Origin of the sequence: Vibrio sp. A1-b2 (assembly GCF_021726015.1) — a bacterium.
In the GTDB taxonomy this organism is placed as follows: Bacteria; Pseudomonadota; Gammaproteobacteria; order Enterobacterales; family Vibrionaceae; genus Vibrio; species Vibrio diazotrophicus.
Genome location: NZ_JAKKCI010000001.1, coordinates 573,525 through 593,933, shown reverse-complemented (window position 1 = coordinate 593,933; position 20,409 = coordinate 573,525). Strand labels below are relative to the sequence as shown.

Below are 20,409 nucleotides of genomic sequence, written 5' to 3'. Positions count from 1 at the left end.
CCATTAACTTCTTTTAACGATATGGCTAAGCATAAACAATGTGCTTGCGCTGATAACGACAGATGGACCCGCTGGTGTGTCAAAGTGCCAAGATAAAGTTAGTCCGCACAGAACGCTGATGATGCCGATTAGAGAGGCAAACAGTGCCATCTGCTCTGGTGTTTGAGCCAGTCGTCTTGCGGTCGCTGCCGGAATAATAAGTAGTGAGGTCATGATCAGGGCACCCACAAACTTCATGCCCACAGCGATAACTAAACCTACTAATAGCATGAGTACCAAACGCATCAGGTCAATGTTGATGCCTTCTACCGAAGCAAGTTCTTCATTCACACTGCTTGAAAGCAATGGACGCCAAAACAGATAAAGAATCGCGCCTACAATGATCACACCGCTCCAGATAAAGATTAGGTCAGAAGGGTTTACTGCAAGCAGATCGCCGAACAGATAACTCATCAAATCAATACGAACATTGTCCAGAAAACTAACAGCAATCAAACCGAGCGATAGAGAGCTGTGAGCCAGGATGCCGAGCAATGTATCGGTAGCAACCAATTGCTGCTTTTGCAGCGTTACTAAAATGAAGGCCAATCCTAAACAACAAATAAGCAGCGCAAAATAAAGATTGATGTCCAAAAGAAAGCCCAACGCAAGCCCCATAAGAGAGGCGTGAGCTAACGTGTCGCCAAAGTAGGCCATTTTGCGCCAAACGACAAATGAGCCTAATGGTCCTGCAATAATCGCAATGCCAATACCAGCAAGAATCGATGGAAGTAGAAATTCAATCATGTTGATGATGACCATGGGAGTGGTGAGAACATGTACCAGCATCGCCTTTTACTGGCTGACCAGAAAGATCATGATGATGGTGCTCATGGTTATGATGATAAAACGCCAATGTTTCTCGGCTACGGTCACCGAATAAAGCAATATAACTTGGGTGTTTGGTGATGTGCTCCGGTGTACCGGAACAACACACATGGTGATGCAAACAAATCACCTCATCGGTTTTTGCCATTACCAGATGAAGATCATGGGAAACCATAAATACACCACAGCCGAAACGCTGACGAATGGTATTGATTAAATCGTATAAGTCAATTTGGCCTTGCACATCCACACCTTGAGCAGGCTCATCCAATACAAGGATGTCAGGTCTTTGTAGCAAAGCACGTGCAAGCAGTACTCGTTGGTTTTCGCCACCAGACAACTTGTGCATGTCATTTTTTGCCAAATGTTCAGCACCAACCAATCGCATCGCTTCGGTGAGTTCCTGACGACTATACTTACCAGCGAGTTTAAGAAAACGCTCTACGGTGAGTGGTAACGTATCGTTAAGCTTTAGCTTCTGAGGAACGTAGCCAATCTTTACATTTTTAGCTTTGACGACATTACCTGAAGTCGGTGTGTGAAGACCGAGCAGTACTCTAACTAAAGTCGATTTTCCTGCTCCATTTGGTCCGATAAGGGTTGTTATCTTTCCTTTTGAAAGAGCAAGGTTGACGCGATCTAATACTCGGAGTTGGTTGAAATCTACGCAGATATCTTGCAACTCAATAAGCGCTGACATTAATGGAACTCATTTGCAATTGACTGATGTTATAATGTAACATTTATCCAATATTAACGCCACAGGATATACGACATCCATGTTTTCTAGAATCACTCTTTTATTGAGTCTTATTGTCTTACCCTTTTCTAGTTGGGCAAATACCATTCTGACAAGTATTAAACCTATTCAGATGATTACGCATGAGTTGACACTAGGAGTGACCGAGCCAGAAGTTTTGCTCTCAGCCAATGCGTCACCACACGATTACGCCCTTCGCCCTTCGGATGTCAAAACCATTCGCCACAGTTCTTTGGTTATTTGGTTCGGTAAAGATCTGGAACCTTTTTTGGAGAAAGTTCTCAGTCAGCAAGACAACGTCTTAACGCTAAGTGAAATACCTGATTTGAAGCTACGTTCTTATGGTGAAGTGGGGCATGATCATGAACATGATGGTCATAACCATGGAACTCATGACCCGCACTTTTGGTTGGGCGTAGAACAGGTAGAACAGGTGGCAAAGGCGATTACACAAGCTCTTGTTGCTTCAGATGTAGCGCATAAAGACATATACAACAAAAATTTGAGCGACTTTATTAACTCGTTACATCAAACAGATAAAGAAATTGCCGCCAAGCTAGACCAAGTAAAGCATAAGCCGTATTACGTTTTCCACGATGCTTATGATTACTTTGAGCAGCATTATGGTTTGAACAATATTGGCCATTTTACCGTCAGCCCAGACAGAAAGCCGGGTGCTAAAACTCTGATTAACATACGTAAAGCACTGGCTGCTAATGAAGCTAAATGTGTTTTCTCTGAGCCTCAGTTTCAACCTGCAGTAATTGAAAGTGTGGTGAGAGGCAGTGATGCTCAAACGGGAGTTCTCGATCCTTTAGGTGTCGATATCCCTGTAGCTAAAGGTAGTTACTTCGAGTTTCTCCATTCTATGAGCGACAGTTATTACGACTGTCTCGCGAAATAACTTTGGGTAATTCATTTATTACTTAGTGACATTTACAGATATTCACACTATGAAAGGCGATTTTTTATCGTCTTTCATTTGTGATACACGCTGAGAAAGCAAATTTTATCTCATTTCCCCCTTCAACTATCGCTGTTTTTCTATACAATGCGAGTTATTTTTTGTCGCGAATTAACATTCGCAAACCTCTTTGGTCGTAGAAAGGGCTTATTTTGTATCGCATCCTGTGTCTTGTCTTTGCTGTCTTTTACTTTGGCGTGTTTTCAGCAAACGCCATCGAAAAGTCTCCTTCTGTGTTTTATCCTCTACCAACTCAAACACAGGGCAAAGTCTACGCGGCCAAAAGCTTATTCGTTGGTGATGCGGGGGGTATTTGGCTGCACGATGTCCATGGCAAAATACGTTTTTTTGACGGGCAAGCCATTTTGCCGAGGCAAGGTTCCATTCTGTCCAATGATTACCAGCAACTTGTTTACTTGAACAATGCTTTCTGGACTGTGATAGATGGCAGTCTGAACAAAATATCGACCAATGATGTACGAACCCGTGTCGTTGACCTTCCTGCAGGAACGGTCATTGATAAGATAGGCGTCTCTGGAAAGTCTATTTGGATGGTAAGCAAAGACTATTTCTACACTTACAATACGCAATCGCTTTTACTCGAGTCTTACACTCTAAAAACACTGACTCACTTTGATAAGTCAAAAAGGGTTGTGGTTAATGATGCGACATTCGGCATTTCAAAGTGGGTGCTAGCAACAAACTCCGGTGTTTTCCTATCAGAAAATCACAGTTTTATTCATGTACCTCGTTCGGGCGATGACTACGTTGAAACTTTATTCTTCTCCGAAAAGCGTAGAGAGATGCTTGTTGGAACATTAGATGGTGTACTGCTGGTTGATTTGAAAAACAAATCTAAAGATCCTCAAAAAATAGCTAAATCGCACGTACTCTCTATTGCTGAAACAGAAAATGAATATTGGATAGGCACAGAGAACGGTTTGTTCGTCCACTCATTGTTGAATCAGAGTACGACAAAGCTAAAGAGTAACGTACACAGTGCTTACTCGCTTAAAGGTCATAAGATTTTTTCTCTAGTGAACGACGCACAAGGGGGGATATGGATTGCCTCTGAGAAAGGTGTGTTTTACTACTCAATGTTTGGTCAGAAATTTAATCGTGTTTTGTCCAAGAAACTGACGAATAGCGGCTTGAACGCCGATATTAAAAACATCGCTTATCTGCAAGGCAGCGACGAGTTTTTGCTCTCGACGTCAACGGGTGTAGCTCGCATTAATTTTAATCAATCACCACGACGAGAGCTGCTTTATGAAGGGCAAGTCAATGATTCAGTCTTAATGGGGAACGTTCTATGGCTAGCCACCGATGACGGTTTAGTCAAATTCGATGTCGTGCATTCAAAAGTAGTGAAAACCTCGCTTCCACTTTTGCTAACCCATTCCAAAGTGGATCGAATTGAAGTGGATAGCCATGAAGAATTATGGGGTGTGTCTGGTAATAAACTGTGGTCTTACAACACAGTCACCAAAGTGTTCGTGGAATATGGCGACGATTGGTTAGTGGATGCTTATCTTCCTGCCACTATCACGCAGTTAAAAGCGACACGGCACAATGGCATCCTTATTGGTACTGAGCACGGCACTTATTCCATCAGAGATCAGAGAATCACTTTCGATAGTGCGAGCAGCGAGTATGGTCAAAACCATTCAGTGATTGAAGATCGAGACGGAAATGTCTGGTATGCGAGTGATTATGGCGTGTACAAACAGCAAAGTGATAATGGTAAATTGTTCTCTATTATTTTGGCTGAAGACAGCATTAGCCCTAAATGTTTGATGGAAACGTCCCAAGGAATATGGCTATCCTCTTCTAGAGGGTTAACCCTTTATAGCCATCAAGGCGCAGTAAAAAAACATTTTGGTGAACCTTACGGGTTAATCAACAATGAGTTTCTTCCTAGTGTTTGTACTTCGAGCAATAGTTCGGTTTACCCACAGTTAGTTATTGGGTCTGCACTAGGTATGGTGAAAGTTTCGGCTGAAGAATTGTCCGTCTCAAGTCTGCCTCATTCTCCGGTCATTATTAGTCAAATCAAGGTTGACGATAAGCTGTTGTCGGTAGGAAGTCCCTCGGAGATTAGTGTGGATTATGGCCGATCATTAAGCCTCACTTTTGGCGCTTTACCCCAAACAGTGAACTTGAGTCTTGAGTATAAGTTAACGGAAAGCAGTCCGTGGTTACCTATTGATGGGTCCCAACTCACGCTTGATTATTTACGGCCGGGCCATTATCAACTCCATTTACGAAGCTCTACAACAGAGCAACGTAACAAATTAGAAAGCTATTTATCGTTTCACGTTATAGAGCCATGGTATCTCTCTATGACGGCTTTCATCGTTTATGTACTGAGCCTCATTTCTTTGTTGATATTCGTTGTTTGGTGGCGCTCACGCATGATGATGAAAGCAAACCGATTGCTCAAAGAGCAAGTGGATTTGAAAACCAGTCAGCTTAGGCACCAAAGTAAAATCGTACTCAGCAATAACTTGCAACTTCGCAAGCAGATTCAGGTTCGCCACGCACTGTTGGAAAACATTTTATTGGCTATAGAGCCAAGATTAGAAAAGCTAAAACTCGGAGCTCGTGAAGCGAATCAAGAAGAACTAGAAACTCTGGTGGAAGAAGCCAGAATCGAGTTGGAACAGGTTAAAAACGTGCGTTCCGATAATGAGTCGACGACTTTAACGCATAACCTATCTCTGGTTCTGGAATCGGTAGTGAGCAGCTGGAGTGATGAATTTTCTATTGCTGGAATGATTCTGGACACGGAAATTCAAAGTAGAAGAAGTTACGTAAAATTACAGCAGTTCAATCTGGATGTGATTTTTAATGCTTTATTTGCAGAGGCAATGAAACGTTTATTCAAGAATCAATCGCTCGTTGTTCGTTGCTATGAAGTGAATGGGCGTGTTTTGGTAACCTTGAGTGACCAAGGAGGAAGCGCTAAAAATGTCGAACAGACCATGACAACCACGTCGGGTTTTGCTCTCAATCAGCTAAGCGATCTTGCTGAGCAATCGGGCGGTGAAATGAATGTCTATGTGTCTAAGGAACAGAATGTTGTGCAGCTATCTTGGCCAGCGGCAGATATTGAAAAACTGGAAACAGACTTGGATTCATACTCAAAGTGTTCAGGTGACAATATCCTAGATGATACTGAGTGTTTATGGCTCAGTAAGGTTGAACAGCTTGTTGTCGATAATTTTTCTGATGCGGAATTTAGCACTGCTAATGTAGTGAAAGTATTATTTATGTCTGAACGAAGTTTCCAAAGACGATTTAAAACAGCTACGGGTAAAACATTTAAAGAATATCTGAACGAAGTACGATTGGAGAAAGCTTGTCAACGCTTGCTAAGTGGAGAGAAGGTATCTCAGGCAGCGTATGAGTGTGGCTTCAATGACCCCTCTTATTTCAGTCAGCGTTTTAAACATCATTTCGGTTTGTCTCCAACTCAGTTTATCGATGAACACCAAGATTAAAGGTGTTCATCTTCCTTATTCCTTATTAGTACCTTCTTTTTTCGACCTATGACTACAGCTTACCTTGGACATGACTTTTTGAGTCCATTAAAAGCTCTTCAATAGAGATCCCAAGAGAAATTAACAGAAGTTAAAGCAACAAAGCTGCGAGTCATTATCTGTAATCGAAGCTATATCTAGTCGAAGTAGGTTGGAGAAGGCTATTTATTTGTTTTGCTTATCAGTGGTTTTGGGCAGTAAGACGTGCTGGGACTGGATTGGGTATCTGCAGATAAAAAAAACCGTGGTATAGCCGGGGGACTATACCACGGGTGCCAAAGACACCTTCGCTTGCTGCCGGAGTGACATAGCATCACTTCTGGAATAAATGTCTTCGAGAATGTGTGAAGACGGGAGTGACTATAATCAAACCGTACTTATACCCTTATAAAATTAACGACAATTTTCTATAAGAAAAACGACAACAAAATTTATTGATTTTAAGTTGTTGTTATTAATGATTTTATTTTGTTTCTCATTGAGGGGTAAGAAAAATCAGCACGTTTTAATATTTAAAAGTAGCTTTTGAAATTAACGTTTTTGACGAGATGAAGAAGTCATTAAGCATGAGTTGCCATTTTAGCAATGTTTGATTTCACGCAATATTTGTTGGGTTATAGGGGCGTATTATCCACATATCAAATAAAAATGTTTCTCATTAACACTACGATTGGCGAAATGCATTATGAAACTATCTGACTTAAATGATGGCGACCGAGGCACTGTTCTAGCAATGAACGGTTTGTCTAATGAGGTTAGGAAAAAGCTTATGGTGATGGGGTTATTACCAAACACTGAAGTAACGCTAATTCGTAGAGCACCTATGGGTGATCCGCTACAGGTTGAAGTAAGAGGCATATCGTTGGCAATGCGAGAGAGTATTGCGTCGTCTATTGAAGTGGAGAAAGCATAATGCAATATCAAGTGCTTACAGTTGGTAACCCGAACAGCGGCAAAACAACATTGTTTAACGGCCTGACCGGTGCAAAACAGCAAGTGGGGAACTGGGCTGGTGTTACTGTTGAGAAAAAAACGGGTCGTTACTCCCATTCCAGTGATGAGTTCAGACTGACGGACTTACCGGGAATCTATGCTTTAGACAGTGGTAACGATAGCAACAGTATTGACGAATCGATTGCTTCAAGAGCGGTATTAACTCATCCGGCGGATCTTATTATTAACGTTGTGGATGTAACGAGCTTAGAACGCAGTCTATATATGACATTGCAGTTGCGTGAACTCGGCAGGCCAATGGTTGTTGTCCTCAATAAGATGGATGTACTCAAGCGTGAGCGTCAACGCATTGATACCAAATTGCTTGCCCAAATGTTGGGTTGCCCTGTCTTTACCCTTTCAGCCAACAACAGAGATCAAGTTCGTCGTTTCAAAGAGAAACTCCATAAGCAGCTTATCCAAGGTATCGCTCTTAAAGATATTGAACTGAACTATGGAGAAAACTTTGAAGCGTCAATTCAGCACTTAATACCATTGTTTAAAGAACAAGATGTGTCTGCTCGTGCTCTTGCCATTCGCGCTCTTGAGAATGATTTAATGGTCATTAATGCCTTGCCTGAAGCTGACCGCGCAGAAGTCTATAAACAACAGCAAGAATGCAGACTAGATATCGACTTACATGTGGCAGATACCAAATACACTTTCCTTCATGAACAGTGTAAAAAAATTCGTTGTAGCGAAGGTAAGCTGAGCCACAGTTTTACTGAGAAAGCCGATAAGATCATTTTAAACAAATGGGTTGGTGTACCTTTCTTCTTCGTCGTGATGTATCTGATGTTTATGTTCTCCATCAACATTGGTAGTGCGTTTATCGACTTCTTTGATATTGGTGTTGGCGCATTACTGGTTGATGGCGGCCACTATTTGCTTGATGATCATCTGCCTGTTTGGTTGGTTACGGTGCTGGTGGATGGTATTGGAGGCGGTATCCAAACTGTAGCGACCTTTATTCCAGTTATCGCCTGTTTGTATCTGTTCTTAGCTGTGCTGGAAAGCTCAGGCTATATGTCACGAGCAGCATTTGTTCTTGATAAAGTGATGCAAAAAATCGGTCTTCCGGGCAAAGCATTCGTTCCTTTGGTGCTTGGTTTCGGTTGTAACGTGCCTTCTATCATGGCAACCCGTACTTTAGACCAAGAACGTGAACGTAAGTTAGCGGCTTCTATGGCTCCCTTTATGTCATGTGGGGCACGCTTACCTGTATATGCTTTGTTTGCTGCAGCATTCTTCCCTCAAAGTGGTCAAAACATTGTATTTGCGCTTTATCTACTCGGTATAGTTGCAGCTGTGTTTACTGGATGGGTACTCAAGAAAACATTGTATCCAGGTTCAAGTGATAGCTTATTGATGGAAATGCCAGATTATGAGCTTCCAACACTGCAAAATGTATTGATTAAAACGTGGCAAAAACTAAACCGTTTTGTACTGGGTGCGGGTAAGACCATTGTTCTAGTGGTGGCGATTTTAAGCTTTTTGAACTCTGTAGGTACCGATGGTTCTTTCGGTAACCAAGACAGCGAAGCCTCAGTGTTATCGAAAGCTGCACAGGTTGTGACTCCGGTTTTCGCACCGATTGGTGTGAACAAAGATAACTGGCCAGCAACTGTTGGTATCATTACGGGTATATTCGCCAAAGAAGCGGTTGTTGGTACGCTGAATAACCTTTACACCACCGTTAGTGATGAAGAAGGTGCCGAATTCGATTTATTGGCGAGTTTAGAAGAAGCGGTGATGTCTATTCCTGAAAACTTAATGGGATTGAGTTTCTCTGACCCACTGGGTATTGAGATCGGTGACCTTTCTGATAACGAAGCCGTTGCACAAGAGCAAGAAGTGGATTCTTCAATTTTCGGTAACTTAAACTCACATTTCGAAAGTGGCAGTGCAGCATTTGCTTACCTGATCATGATTTTGCTCTACACACCTTGTGTTGCCGCTATGGGCGCATACGTTCGTGAATTTGGCAAAAAGTATTCTTACTTTATTGCCGCATGGACAATGGGGTTAGCGTATGGTTGTTCGGCGATATTCTATCAAGCGGTAAACTTCACGAATCATCCGTTCTCAAGTACCAGTTGGATAGTGGCTATTGTGGCTGTCTACTACACCGTGTTCCAAATGCTTAAAAAAGCAGGGCGCAAACAGCATGTTCTTGAGGTTCAAGTAGCATGATTCTGACCGAACTGAAACAAGCTATTGAAGAGCAGGGAAGTATCACACGTAAAGAACTGGCGAAACGATTTTCAGTCAGTGAAGACGGTGTTGATGCCATGCTCGCTATTTGGATTAAGAAAGGTGTTATTTCTCGCCTGATTGATACCAACGCCGCTCAGTATGTAACGCGAGTACGTTATATCATCAACAAGCAAGATAGCCTGTCAGTCACGGTCACTATGTAGTGAAAATGATGTCATTGAAATAAAGAAAAAGCCGCATTAAGCGGCTTTCTTTTTGAGTATCCAAATTAGTCGGCAAAAGCGATCTTAAGCAGTGACAAAAATTTTGCTCATCGACAGCAAGCTGCGTAGCTTCACCAACATTTCTTCCTGCAGTTCCTCACTACGAACCGTACCCTTGGTATTTCCCCAGATTGGCCCAGGCCAAGCGATATCATCTTCGAAGCGCGCAATATGGTGGATATGCAGTTGAGGAACCATGTTACCTAAAGCGCCAAGGTTAAGCTTTGCTGGTTGGAATAACGCTTCCAAAGCTTGGTTTACCGCTTGAGATTCGACGAGAAATTGTTGCTGCTCGTTCATTGGTAAATGGTGCAGCTCTTTTAAATTCGCTTTCTTCGGTACCAAGATAACCCATGGCACAGCGTCGTCCTTATGGAGTAGAGCAACACAGAGCGGGAAATGGCCAATCACATCGGTATCTTTAGCAAGTTGTGGGTGAAGGTGAAAACTCATATAGGACATCCATGATAAAAACTGCCTCGATTATACCAATGCCAGCAATGAGAAGAACAGAAGATTGCGCAGAGAATCAGCAACAACAAAATAGATTTTGACGGCTTTGGTAAGTTGAGTAGCCTACGCTATCAGAGCAAAGCAAAGCAAAGCAAAGCAAAAAAGGTTGGCATGTTGCCAACCTTTTTCCAGTTTACTTGTATTTATCTGTGGTATTACATGCGTTCTAGCGTATTAATACCAAGCAATGACAAACCTTGTTTGATGGTCTTCGCAGTTAACGCAGCCAGTTTCAAGCGGCTTTGTTTTACTTGCTCATCTTCAGCAACTAGGATTGGGCATGCCTCGTAGAAGCTAGAAAATTGACCAGCAAGTTCGAACAGGTAGCTACACATGATGTGTGGTTGACCTTCACGAGCGACTGCTTGTACTGCTTCTTCAAATTGAAGCAGTTTCGCAATCAATGCTTTTTCTTTCTCTTCAGTAACTTTGATGTCACCGCTCAGTTCATCCATCGACAAACCGGCTTTAGCAAAGATAGAAGCAACGCGAGTGTAAGCATATTGCATGTACGGTGCAGTATTGCCTTCAAACGCTAGCATGTTGTCCCAGTCAAACACATAGTCAGTTGTACGGTGTTTAGACAGGTCAGCATACTTCACTGCCGCCATAGCTACTGTCGTTGCAATGTCAGCTTTCTCTTCGCTTGATAGCTCAGGGTTCTTAGATTCGATTAGAGCCGCTGCACGCTCTTCTGCTTCATCTAGAAGATCAGCAAGACGAACAGTACCGCCTGCGCGAGTCTTGAATGGGCGACCATCTTTACCCAGCATCATGCCGAAAGCGTGGTGTTCTAAAGACACTTCTTCAGGGATGTAACCTGCTTTGCGAACAATAGTCCAAGCTTGCATCAGATGTTGATGTTGACGCGAGTCGATGAAGTACAACACACGGTCAGCACCTAGTGTTTCGTAGCGGTATTTCGCACACGCGATATCGGTCGTGGTGTAAAGGAAACCACCGTCGCGTTTTTGGATGATAACGCCCATTGGCTCACCATCTTTGTTTTTGTATTCGTCTAGGAATACAACTTGTGCGCCGTCATCTTCTTGTGCCAAGCCTTTTTCTTTAAGATCTGCAACGATAGCTGGAAGCATGTCGTTGTACATGCTTTCACCCATCACATCGTCACGAGTAAGTGATACGTTTAGGCGGTCGTAGTTACGCTGGTTTTGAACCATAGTCACATCAACCAGTTTCTTCCACATGTCTAGACAGAACTGGTCGCCACCTTGAAGTTTTACAACGTAGCCACGTGCTTTTGCTGCGAACTCTTCATCTTCATCGTATAGCTTTTTCGATTCACGGTAGAAACCTTCTAGGTCAGAAAGCTCCATAGATACTTCACCAGACTCTTGTTGGATACGCTCAAGGTTTGCGATTAGCATACCGAACTGAGTACCCCAGTCACCAATGTGGTTAGCGCGAATGACTTTGTGACCCAAGAATTCAAGTGTACGAACAACCGCATCGCCGATGATGGTAGAACGTAGGTGACCTACGTGCATCTCTTTTGCAACGTTAGGTGCTGAGTAGTCAGCAACGATAGTTTGCTGTGCTTCAACTGCCACACCTAGACGTTCGTCAGCCAGCGAAGCTTCAGCTTGAGCAGCAAGGAACTCTTCGCTTAGGAAGATATTGATAAAGCCCGGTCCAGCAATTTCAGTTTTGCTTGCGATACCGTCGAGATCGAGAACATCCAAGACTTTTTGTGCGAATTCTCGCGGATTTGTACCTAACTGTTTAGCAACGCCCATCACGCCGTTGGCTTGGTAATCGCCAAACTGTGCTTTTGCAGATTGGCGAACAGCAGCAGGGCTTCCTGCTGGTGCGCCAGCGGCTTCAAGAGCCTGAGATACTTTGTCATTAATCAGTGCTTGAATATTCACTTGGGTGTCCTTCAATTCTGGGAATTGGTTGCGTATGCATAAAAATCACTACACGGTTGTAAATCACCAGACAATAGTGAATGCATATCTTGATCTAGTTCATAAATTGGCGCACATAATAACAATTTTATTGGCGCGCTTATAGGGAAGAAACTGCGAAATTTACTACTTTTCCGCGTGCTTTTGATAGTATCGGTGAAAAATCATTATTTTGGACGCGCAAAATGCTTCAGCCATTGCTAGATGCAGGTCTTCATCCTAATCAGATGAAACAAAACTTGGAAAATTTTATCGAAAAAATTCAGCAACTAACGACTGTATTGCAGATAGATTTATCAGCCTATCAACTTGATCATATTGCCATGCGGATCAATGAGTTGGAATTGGCAAAATTGGCGCACCAAGCTTGGACTCAAGAAGGGGAAGTGATTTCTCAAACCCAAATCAATGGTCGTCCAATTATTGTTATCGCATTTAACCAACCTTTGGTGATTAAAAGTTGGCATATTGAGTGTTTAGAGCTGCCTTATCCCGCAGAAGGTAAGATTTACCCTGAGCAAAGTTGGGAGCATGTAGAATTTGTCGTGCCATCAGACGCGCAAACTGCCGATGACTATCTGGAGTATTTGAAACAGGTGTTCCCTGATCTTGCTTTGAACTGGGGCAAACTTGCAGACAAAGGTGTCAAAGTGAAGCTATCCAGTCCCAAGGGTGAAGGTGAGCGATTGAATAATCCGACTGTGGCGTTCAAGTGGCAAGGCGTGTGTATTAAGTTACACCCTCATTCGCTAAAAAATATTGTTGAATCGGAACAGTAACTGCCCTAAATCACACTAAGTCAAAGTTAGGAGTTGTATTACACAACTCCTTATTTCATTGGAATCTAGCCGATATCGTACGCTTTTGGTCTGAGCTGGAATTCTTCTGTTGATCCAATTTCCAGTCCTAAATGAAGCGGTTCACAGTCCTGATGAGCATTGCCAAGCGTATGCATAATGAGTCGGTTGGCCGTTCTTGGTTTAAGTGTATTAACCACGAAACGAATCATATCGGATTTGCTCAGGTGTTTGAGCTCTTCAAGTACGATATCCCGTTGTTTGAAGTCCCAATCTTTATTGCCGATCGCAACCCATAAGCGTTGTGCGCGTGTTCTGAGTGTTGGATCTGGCGTAGCAATTTGATTCCACAAGCCGCGTTTACTGCTATGCCATTCGTAATCATTCAGTTCAAGCAGAACTAGATAAAAAGCATTCAGAAACTCATCAATTGAAAAAATGAGATCGCTCGGCGCCGCATTTGGTGATTGCACGTAAAGTACCAAACCCGGATGACGGTTCATTGGCATGTTGCCCGTCCCAACCATGTATCCCAACTGCTGTTTGGTACGAATTTCATGAAAGAAGGTGGCTGACATCAAGTGATTCGCCAGCGAATAGAGCGCGATGCTGCGTGGTTCTGTATCTTCACACTGATAGTAAACCACAACCGCTGAATCATCTTGGTTACAGTTCAGTTCACGCTGGAAAGTTCCGCTGTTACCCAACATAACAAGAGGGCGGAGAGACTCTTCGTAAGTTTGGTTTTGTACTCTTAATGCATCTTTGAGCACTTCTGCCATATCGTGTGCGTCTTGTGTTTGCCAGTCACCATAAACAAACATCTCGACATGCAAGTTGGCAAGAATCAAATCGACGAACTCAGCCAAGTCGTCAACCTCTATTGTTTCTAGCGCTTCAAGCAAAGCTGGATACGGCGGATTATTAGGCTGCAATAGCCCCGTCATATTACTAAACAACTGAGAAATGGGTTTGTCGTGAGCCGCATTACGCCAGTTGCGTAGCATTTGTTGCTTGATGGTGTCGAAGCGTTTAGGGCTGAAACTACGCTCGGCGAATTTAGACAAGATCATTTCCATCAACTGAGGTTGCTTCTGACTGAAACCAGAGATGGATAGCGTTACACCACCTTGATGGGCATACATGTTGTAACCCATACCGGCAATTTCTGCTTGGTAGGTCTCTTTCGCCAAAGAATCTAAAAACATTTCAACACAAAGACGTGTTTTCACTATGTTTTGCACATTCGCGACGGAGTGCGGGCTATCAATGGCGATGTAAATCACGCCTTTTGGTACACGAAATTCCGCATCCTGCATGTGCCATAAACGGAAGCCAGGTAAGTCTTGCAATATCTGTGGTTGTGGCTGCGCATCGACAACCGGTTTAGGATCAAGATCGTAACAGATAAACGGGTTTTGAGGCGGCAGAATCAACGGCCACGTCTTGTCATTCGTACGGTAGATGTTCTGTTGTTCCTCGCTAAAAGGCTCGACAGAATAGGGCGTAAAGTACCAGTTGGCTTCTTTATCGTAATGCTGTCCTTGGGCAATGACAGTTACCCGAAGGTTTTCTGGCGACAAATAAGGCAGAAAACTTCTTAGCAACGCCTCATCGTAACCTCTCATCAGGTAGTCGCCATAAATGGTATCTTCAGCGGCGTAATGCTGCATATTGACGACTAAATGGCTGACAATATCCATAGGACGATTTGTTTCTTGGAAGCGGAACGCCGATTCCAATACCGCACGTTTCTCAAGGTAACGCCACTCCTCCAAGCCTTGCTCTTCAATCATCCGGATATATTGAAACAGTGCCTGAATGATTTCGTCTGTCTTTTTCAAGCCTTTTGCCGTCAGAGTACAACTGATAGAGAATTCGCGATAATTGCTACCACTAGCGCCACCGCCGGCTGAGAGTGACGTAATCCAGCCTTTGTCTTTCAATGCTAACAGTAAGCTGCCTTCACCTTCATAACCGATTAAATGCGCAAAGTAAGACAAGGGCTTGTAAGGATAATGAGCATCCACGTTAGGCATGGGGAAGTTCATTACCAACTTACGAATTTCTTTTAACGGCTCAACGCGAATAGTAATGCCCGTTTGTTCAGGTGTGACAAACGGTTCGCGGATTGATTTTCCGCGTCGGTGTTTGTTTTCAATGGTTGAAAATTTCTCTTTGACCCATTGTTCCATCTCATCGAGAGTTTGTGGACCCATAAGCGCCAGCGTCATGATGTCCGACGAATACTGCTCGGCATGAAACGCAATAATTTCTTCGCGGATCGATTTTCCTTCTCTGTCACCTAATGTCTCGATATTGCCGACGGAGAATTTTGCAAACGGATGGCGTGGGTTAACCGTCTCTTTTTGTACCTGATATAAGCGGCGAGAGTCGTCATTGAGCTTTAATTTGTACTCTGAATCGACAGCGTGGCGCTCTTTGTCTAATGCTTCTTCATTGAATAGAGGCGCGGCAAAAAATTGACTAAATCGGTCAAGCGCTTTTTCGAATGCGCTGGTTGTTACGTCGAAGAAATAACAGGTGTGCTCTGTTCCTGTCCAAGCGTTATTACTGCCACCGTGCTGGCTGATAAAACTTTGAAAATCGCCAACTTTCGGGTACGCCTTTGTTCCCAAAAACAACATGTGCTCAAGATAGTGAGCCATACCTTGGCGATCAACAGGGTCATCAAAATGTCCTACGTTGACCGCGAGTGCAGCAGCAGATTTTTGCGCACTTTCATCTTGGATCAACAGCACCCTCAGCGCATTTGGCAGAGTGAAGTGTCGATAGCGGTTTGAATCATTAGGACTTATGTGCACAGAGAATCTCCGGAGTAGCACGAGATCTTAAGTATGGCGCTGATACTACTTACCGCAAATACGAGATCGGGTTTTTATGAGCTGGATATTTATAAACGAGAGCGCTTATAAACTTGGAACTTTTAATAACACATTGTCATTTTAGTCTTTTCACTGGGTTTTTAACAGACTGATAGTTTTGAAATTAACCCTAATTTGAGTTCGTTAAGAGATAAATGCGATGAGTAAGCCTAGACTCAACGGAGATAGATGGCATGAGAGTTGCGTAATATAAAGGACTCACAAATTGCGGCAAAAGTGGTCGCGAAGTAGGGTAAAAGGTGATTATAATCGCCGCCAAGCAGCAACAGACTGCATTAAACCTAAGGTAAAAAAGATGAAAATTTTTATTATGCGTCACGGAGAAGCCCAGCATTATGCTGCCAGTGATGCAGAGCGAGCCTTGACGGATAGAGGTCGGAATGAGTCTGTCGCTGTAGCCAGGGCCGGCGTGATTCAGAAGAACATTACACATATAGACAAAGTCTTTGTGAGCCCTTACTTGCGCGCTCAACAAACTTGGCAAGAGATATCGCAACACTTTTCGGCAGACATGGTTGAAGTGTGTGACGAGATCACGCCATATGGCCAGTCAGAAGATGTTTTCGAGTTCGTAGCCGCTTGTATTGAAGCTGAAAACCTGACATCTGTACTGTTGGTGTCGCATTTACCTTTAGTTGGGTATTTGGTTTCTGAGTTTGTACCGGGAATGGTTGCACCTATGTTTCCGACTTCCGGATTAGTCTGTATTGATTATGATGTCGCCGCTCGCAAAGGTGAGCTGGTGTGGAATATCCATCCCTAATCGAACAAAACATGCTGAGGCTGCCGCAAGGTGGCCTTTTTTGTCTCTAGAAATTTGGGGCATTGATATTCGCTGTCTTCTAATAAGCAGCCATTAATTTGGCGCATTAGCATGGACTGAATATTGCATCCTCTGGCTAAGGTGTTGTCATTTAGAGGCTTTTTGCGAGCTTTGCTTTGTGAAATCAGCAAACTAAATACTTCAAACCGAATTCTTCAATTTTAGTATTAACGAATAGTTTATAGGCCTATGAAGTTTACTCTGCCATTTGCGGATAAGTTACCTTCCATTCCACAGCGCAGCATGCCAGCGATTGGCGCTCCTATTATGGTGCTTGCGACTCTTGGCATGGTCGTTTTACCGATTCCTGCCTTTTTGTTGGACTTATTTTTTACCTTCAATATCGCGTTGTCGATGGTAGTGTTGTTAGTGACGGTTTATACCCGTAGACCTCTGGATTTCGCCGCATTCCCGACAGTACTGCTTATTGCAACTTTGCTTCGCTTAGCCTTGAACGTAGCTTCAACACGTGTGGTTTTGCTGAAAGGTCATGAAGGAGGCAACGCCGCAGGTAACGTTATCGAGGCGTTTGGTAGTGTGGTAATTGGTGGCAACTACGCCGTTGGTCTGGTGGTGTTCCTTATCCTGATGATCATCAACTTTATGGTTGTCACCAAAGGTGCGGGGCGTATTTCTGAAGTTAGTGCTCGCTTTACCTTGGACGCTTTACCCGGTAAACAGATGGCGATTGACGCCGACTTAAACGCAGGCTTGATTGATCAAGAACAAGCGCGTACCCGCCGTTTTGAAGTAACCAAAGAAGCGGATTTCTATGGTTCGATGGACGGTGCTTCTAAGTTCGTTAAAGGGGATGCCATCGCTGGTATTCTAATCCTGTTTATTAACATTATCGGTGGTTTATCTATCGGTATGGCTCAATATGGTTTGGGCTTTAGCGAAGCAATTGAAATCTATACCCTATTAACAATCGGTGATGGCTTAGTCGCTCAGATCCCGTCGTTATTGCTTTCTATTGGCGCAGCAATCATGGTAACGCGTCAAAATACCGATGAAGATATGGGTGAGCAGGTTATCTTCCAACTGTTTGATAACCCGAAAGCGCTGATGATTACTGCTGTAATACTCGGTGTTATGGGTATTGTTCCAGGAATGCCGCATTTTGCTTTTTTACTACTGGCAACAATTGCGGGTGGTTCCGCATACTGGATTCAACGCAAACAGAAAGCAGCAAAAGAAGAAACAACCAATCTCCCTGCCACATTGGATGGCGACGCCCCTTCACAGAAAGAGCTTTCTTGGGATGATGTTCAACCAGTGGATATCATTGGTTTAGAAGTGGGGTATCGTTTGATTCCTTTGGTCGACAGAGATCAAGGCGGAGAGTTGCTTGAGCGTGTGAAAGGGGTACGTAAAAAGCTATCGCAAGACTTTGGTTTCCTTATTCCTGCTGTGCATATTCGTGACAACCTAGAACTTACACCAAATAGCTACCGTATTACCTTAATGGGCGTTGCTGCTGGTGAAGCGGAAATTCGCCCCGATCAAGAACTCGCTATCAACCCGGGACAAGTCTACGGAATGATTGAAGGTGAACGCACCTTTGACCCTGCGTTCGGCCTTGAAGCCGTTTGGATTCGTGAAGACCAACGTGAACATGCTCAGGCTTTGGGATATACCGTTGTAGACTCCTCAACCGTACTCGCGACACATTTAAGCCAATTGCTAACTAACAACGCTTCCCAGCTACTTGGTCACGAAGAAGTGCAGAACTTACTGGAAATGCTTGGACGTTCGACACCGAAGCTGGTGGAAGGATTTGTGCCTGATCAGCTCTCTTTGGGTGTGGTGGTGAAAGTTCTACAGAACTTGTTGAATGAAGCCATCCCTATTCGCGACATTCGAACGATAGTTCAGACACTTTCAGAATATGCCAGCAAGAGTCAAGAACCTGACATCCTCACAGCGGCTGTGCGTATATCATTGAAACGCCTAATCGTTCAGGAAATCAATGGAATAGAGCCTGAACTACCTGTAATTACATTGATACCTGAATTGGAACAAATATTGCATCAAACAATGCAAGCTTCAGGTGGTGAGTCTGCGGGTATTGAGCCTGGACTTGCTGAAAGGTTGCAAATGGCATTAAGCCAAGCAACACAAGAACAAGAATTGAAAGGTGAGCCAGCGGTATTGCTCACTTCAGGTGTTCTCCGTTCGACACTGGCTAAGTTTGTGAAAAATACTATTCCTAACTTACGTGTCCTTTCGTACCAAGAGATACCTGATGAGAAACAAATTCGAATTGTGCAGGCGGTAGGTAATTAACTGTTGTTAGATAATTAGTTCGCCTCACGTTAAAGACGGATATCAGCTTTGAAAATAAAACGATTTTTTGCCAAAGATATGAAAACTGCGCTACTCCAAGTCAAAGAAGAGTTGGGCGTGGACGCGGTGATCATGTCGAATAAAAAAGTCGCTGGTGGTGTCGAAATCGTGGCGGCCGTGGATGGTGAGCCGTCTGCGTCTCCAGCTGTATCACAGCCGAGAACTCAACAACCTTACAGCTCCCAACCAAGATTCAGCAACAGTCAGGTTTCTCAATCTTTGACCAGACAGCCTGCTCGACGTGAGCTGGAAGAAGATCGCGTCAGCTTACAGGCGAGCGCAGCCGAAGGTCGCTCAATGACGCAACGCTTCGCTAATATGCTCAAGCAGTACAGTAATGGCGCGATGCCCGAACAAGACGCTCGCCGTGCAGAGAATGAAGATTCTCTTTCTGCTTTACTGCAGCGTCAAAGAGAAAACAGCCATCCAACTCAATCAAGTGCACCGCAATCTAAAGTAAGTCGTTGGGCTGAGGACGAAGAGACGAATCGCGAGCAGCGTAAACTGCGTTTAGATCCATCTCGCTTTGAGCGCAATCATCCTGAAGAAGCAAAAGTTTCTGCACAAGATTTAGAAAATATGCGTGAAGAGATGACTTCAATCCGTCGTCTTTTAGAACATCAAGTATCCGGCCTAATGTGGCAAGAAGTTGAACGTCGTGAACCACTTCGAGCAATGCTGATTAAACGCCTTGAACGTATGGGTGTATCACTTGATTTAGCTGACCAATTAGCTTGCTATATTCCGGAAGATACTCCTCCACCAAAAGCTTGGAAAGCCTTGTTGGGCTTAGTGTCAGACCAAATACCCGTAGTGAAGCAAGACATCTTAAAACGTGGCGGTGTCGTCGCGCTTTTAGGTCCGACCGGGGTGGGTAAAACGACAACTGTGGCTAAGCTTGCAGCTCGTGCAGCAATGGAGTTTGGCTCCGATAATGTTGCACTGGTAACGACAGATACCTACCGAATCGGCGCACATGAACAGCTGTCGATTTACGGAAGAATTATGGGTTGTCCTGTAAGAGTCGCTAAAGATTCCAAAGAGTTAGCCGAAGTAATATATCAGTTGAGAAATCGCCGACTCGTTTTGGTCGATACCGCTGGTATGGGACAACGTGATGTTCGCTTATCCGAACAGCTAGATACCTTGATGCAAGAGAGTGGGGAAGTGATTCACAGCTACCTTGTTCTGCCTGCAACAGCGCAGAGAAAGGTACTGCAGGAAACCATCGAACACTTTAGAAGAATTCCTCTTTCAGGTTGCATCATGACTAAGCTCGATGAATGTTTGAGCTTAGGTGAGTTTGTCAGTGTGGTAGTTCAAAACTCACTACCTGTCGCTTACATAGCGAATGGGCAACGTGTACCTGAAGACATTGTGCTTGCTCAGCCTAAATACATGGTGGCAAAGGCAAACGAATTACTAGAGAAGTCGACAGAAAATGAACCTCACTATTGGAATAGTGATTCAGAGAGATTCTAGGCGGCGTA

General features: G+C 43.8%; 14 protein-coding genes. 9 read left to right on the top strand and 5 right to left on the bottom strand.

Features of this window, described 5'->3' with window-relative positions; translation table 11 throughout:
* Positions 1 to 3: 3 nt before the first annotated feature.
* Together znuB and znuC are read right to left on the bottom strand one after the other, a co-directional pair.
* Positions 4 to 786: a zinc ABC transporter permease subunit ZnuB gene (gene znuB / locus L3V23_RS02605; RefSeq protein ID WP_042484160.1), complete on the bottom strand. Its 783-nt coding sequence runs from the start codon at positions 784 to 786 to the stop codon at positions 4 to 6.
* Positions 779 to 1,567, bottom strand: a complete 789-nt coding sequence (gene znuC / locus L3V23_RS02600; RefSeq protein WP_042483893.1) for a zinc ABC transporter ATP-binding protein ZnuC — start codon at positions 1,565 to 1,567, stop codon at positions 779 to 781. The genes znuB and znuC overlap by 8 nt, the downstream gene beginning before the upstream one ends.
* A 79-nt stretch (positions 1,568 to 1,646) precedes the next feature.
* On the opposite strand from znuC, the gene znuA reads away from it, so the two are divergent.
* The 5 genes from znuA (at position 1,647) to L3V23_RS02575 (ending at position 9,546) form a co-directional block, all read left to right on the top strand.
* The gene (gene znuA / locus L3V23_RS02595) at positions 1,647 to 2,531 is read left to right on the top strand and encodes a zinc ABC transporter substrate-binding protein ZnuA (protein WP_102963115.1); all 885 of its coding nucleotides are present in this window, start codon (positions 1,647 to 1,649) and stop codon (positions 2,529 to 2,531) included.
* A gap of 212 nt (positions 2,532 to 2,743) precedes the next feature.
* Positions 2,744 to 6,094 carry an AraC family transcriptional regulator gene (locus L3V23_RS02590; RefSeq protein WP_102966675.1) on the top strand — a complete coding sequence of 1,117 codons (3,351 nt, stop codon included), beginning with the start codon at positions 2,744 to 2,746 and terminating at the stop codon, positions 6,092 to 6,094.
* Positions 6,095 to 6,818: 724 nt separating this feature from the next.
* Positions 6,819 to 7,046 (top strand): FeoA family protein, encoded by a 228-nt coding sequence (locus L3V23_RS02585; protein ID WP_042483883.1) that lies wholly within the window; start codon positions 6,819 to 6,821, stop codon positions 7,044 to 7,046.
* Complete coding sequence (gene feoB, locus L3V23_RS02580; RefSeq protein ID WP_102966676.1) at positions 7,046 to 9,319, top strand: Fe(2+) transporter permease subunit FeoB; 2,274 nt, start codon at positions 7,046 to 7,048, stop codon at positions 9,317 to 9,319. The genes L3V23_RS02585 and feoB overlap by 1 nt, the downstream gene beginning before the upstream one ends.
* Complete coding sequence (locus tag L3V23_RS02575) at positions 9,316 to 9,546, top strand: FeoC-like transcriptional regulator (RefSeq protein ID WP_102952739.1); 231 nt, start codon at positions 9,316 to 9,318, stop codon at positions 9,544 to 9,546. The genes feoB and L3V23_RS02575 overlap by 4 nt, the downstream gene beginning before the upstream one ends.
* Before the next feature lie 84 nt (positions 9,547 to 9,630).
* Here L3V23_RS02575 and L3V23_RS02570 read toward each other — a convergent pair whose 3' ends face one another.
* Positions 9,631 to 10,059 carry an HIT domain-containing protein gene (locus tag L3V23_RS02570; RefSeq protein ID WP_102966677.1) on the bottom strand — a complete coding sequence of 143 codons (429 nt, stop codon included), beginning with the start codon at positions 10,057 to 10,059 and terminating at the stop codon, positions 9,631 to 9,633.
* A 215-nt stretch (positions 10,060 to 10,274) separates the two neighbouring features.
* Positions 10,275 to 12,008, bottom strand: coding sequence for an arginine--tRNA ligase (gene argS / locus L3V23_RS02565; RefSeq protein WP_102966678.1), 1,734 nt, complete (start codon positions 12,006 to 12,008; stop codon positions 10,275 to 10,277).
* A gap of 224 nt (positions 12,009 to 12,232) precedes the next feature.
* Here argS and L3V23_RS02560 point away from each other — a divergent pair, with 224 nt between their 5' ends.
* The gene (locus tag L3V23_RS02560) at positions 12,233 to 12,826 is read left to right on the top strand and encodes a VOC family protein (protein ID WP_102966679.1); all 594 of its coding nucleotides are present in this window, start codon (positions 12,233 to 12,235) and stop codon (positions 12,824 to 12,826) included.
* Between the two features lie 65 nt (positions 12,827 to 12,891).
* Here the strand turns inward: L3V23_RS02560 and L3V23_RS02555 are convergent, their stop codons facing one another.
* Complete coding sequence (locus L3V23_RS02555; protein ID WP_102966680.1) at positions 12,892 to 15,669, bottom strand: insulinase family protein; 2,778 nt, start codon at positions 15,667 to 15,669, stop codon at positions 12,892 to 12,894.
* Between the two features lie 376 nt (positions 15,670 to 16,045).
* Between L3V23_RS02555 and sixA the strand changes: the two genes are divergently transcribed.
* The 3 genes from sixA (at position 16,046) to flhF (ending at position 20,401) form a co-directional block, all read left to right on the top strand.
* Entirely contained in the window at positions 16,046 to 16,513 is a 468-nt protein-coding gene (gene sixA / locus L3V23_RS02550) for a phosphohistidine phosphatase SixA (protein ID WP_102963121.1), read from the top strand.
* Between the two features lie 249 nt (positions 16,514 to 16,762).
* Entirely contained in the window at positions 16,763 to 18,859 is a 2,097-nt protein-coding gene (gene flhA, locus L3V23_RS02545) for a flagellar biosynthesis protein FlhA (protein ID WP_042483857.1), read from the top strand.
* 48 nt (positions 18,860 to 18,907) lie between these two features.
* Positions 18,908 to 20,401, top strand: coding sequence for a flagellar biosynthesis protein FlhF (gene flhF / locus L3V23_RS02540; protein ID WP_042483853.1), 1,494 nt, complete (start codon positions 18,908 to 18,910; stop codon positions 20,399 to 20,401).
* The last annotated feature ends 8 nt before the right edge of the window (positions 20,402 to 20,409 follow it).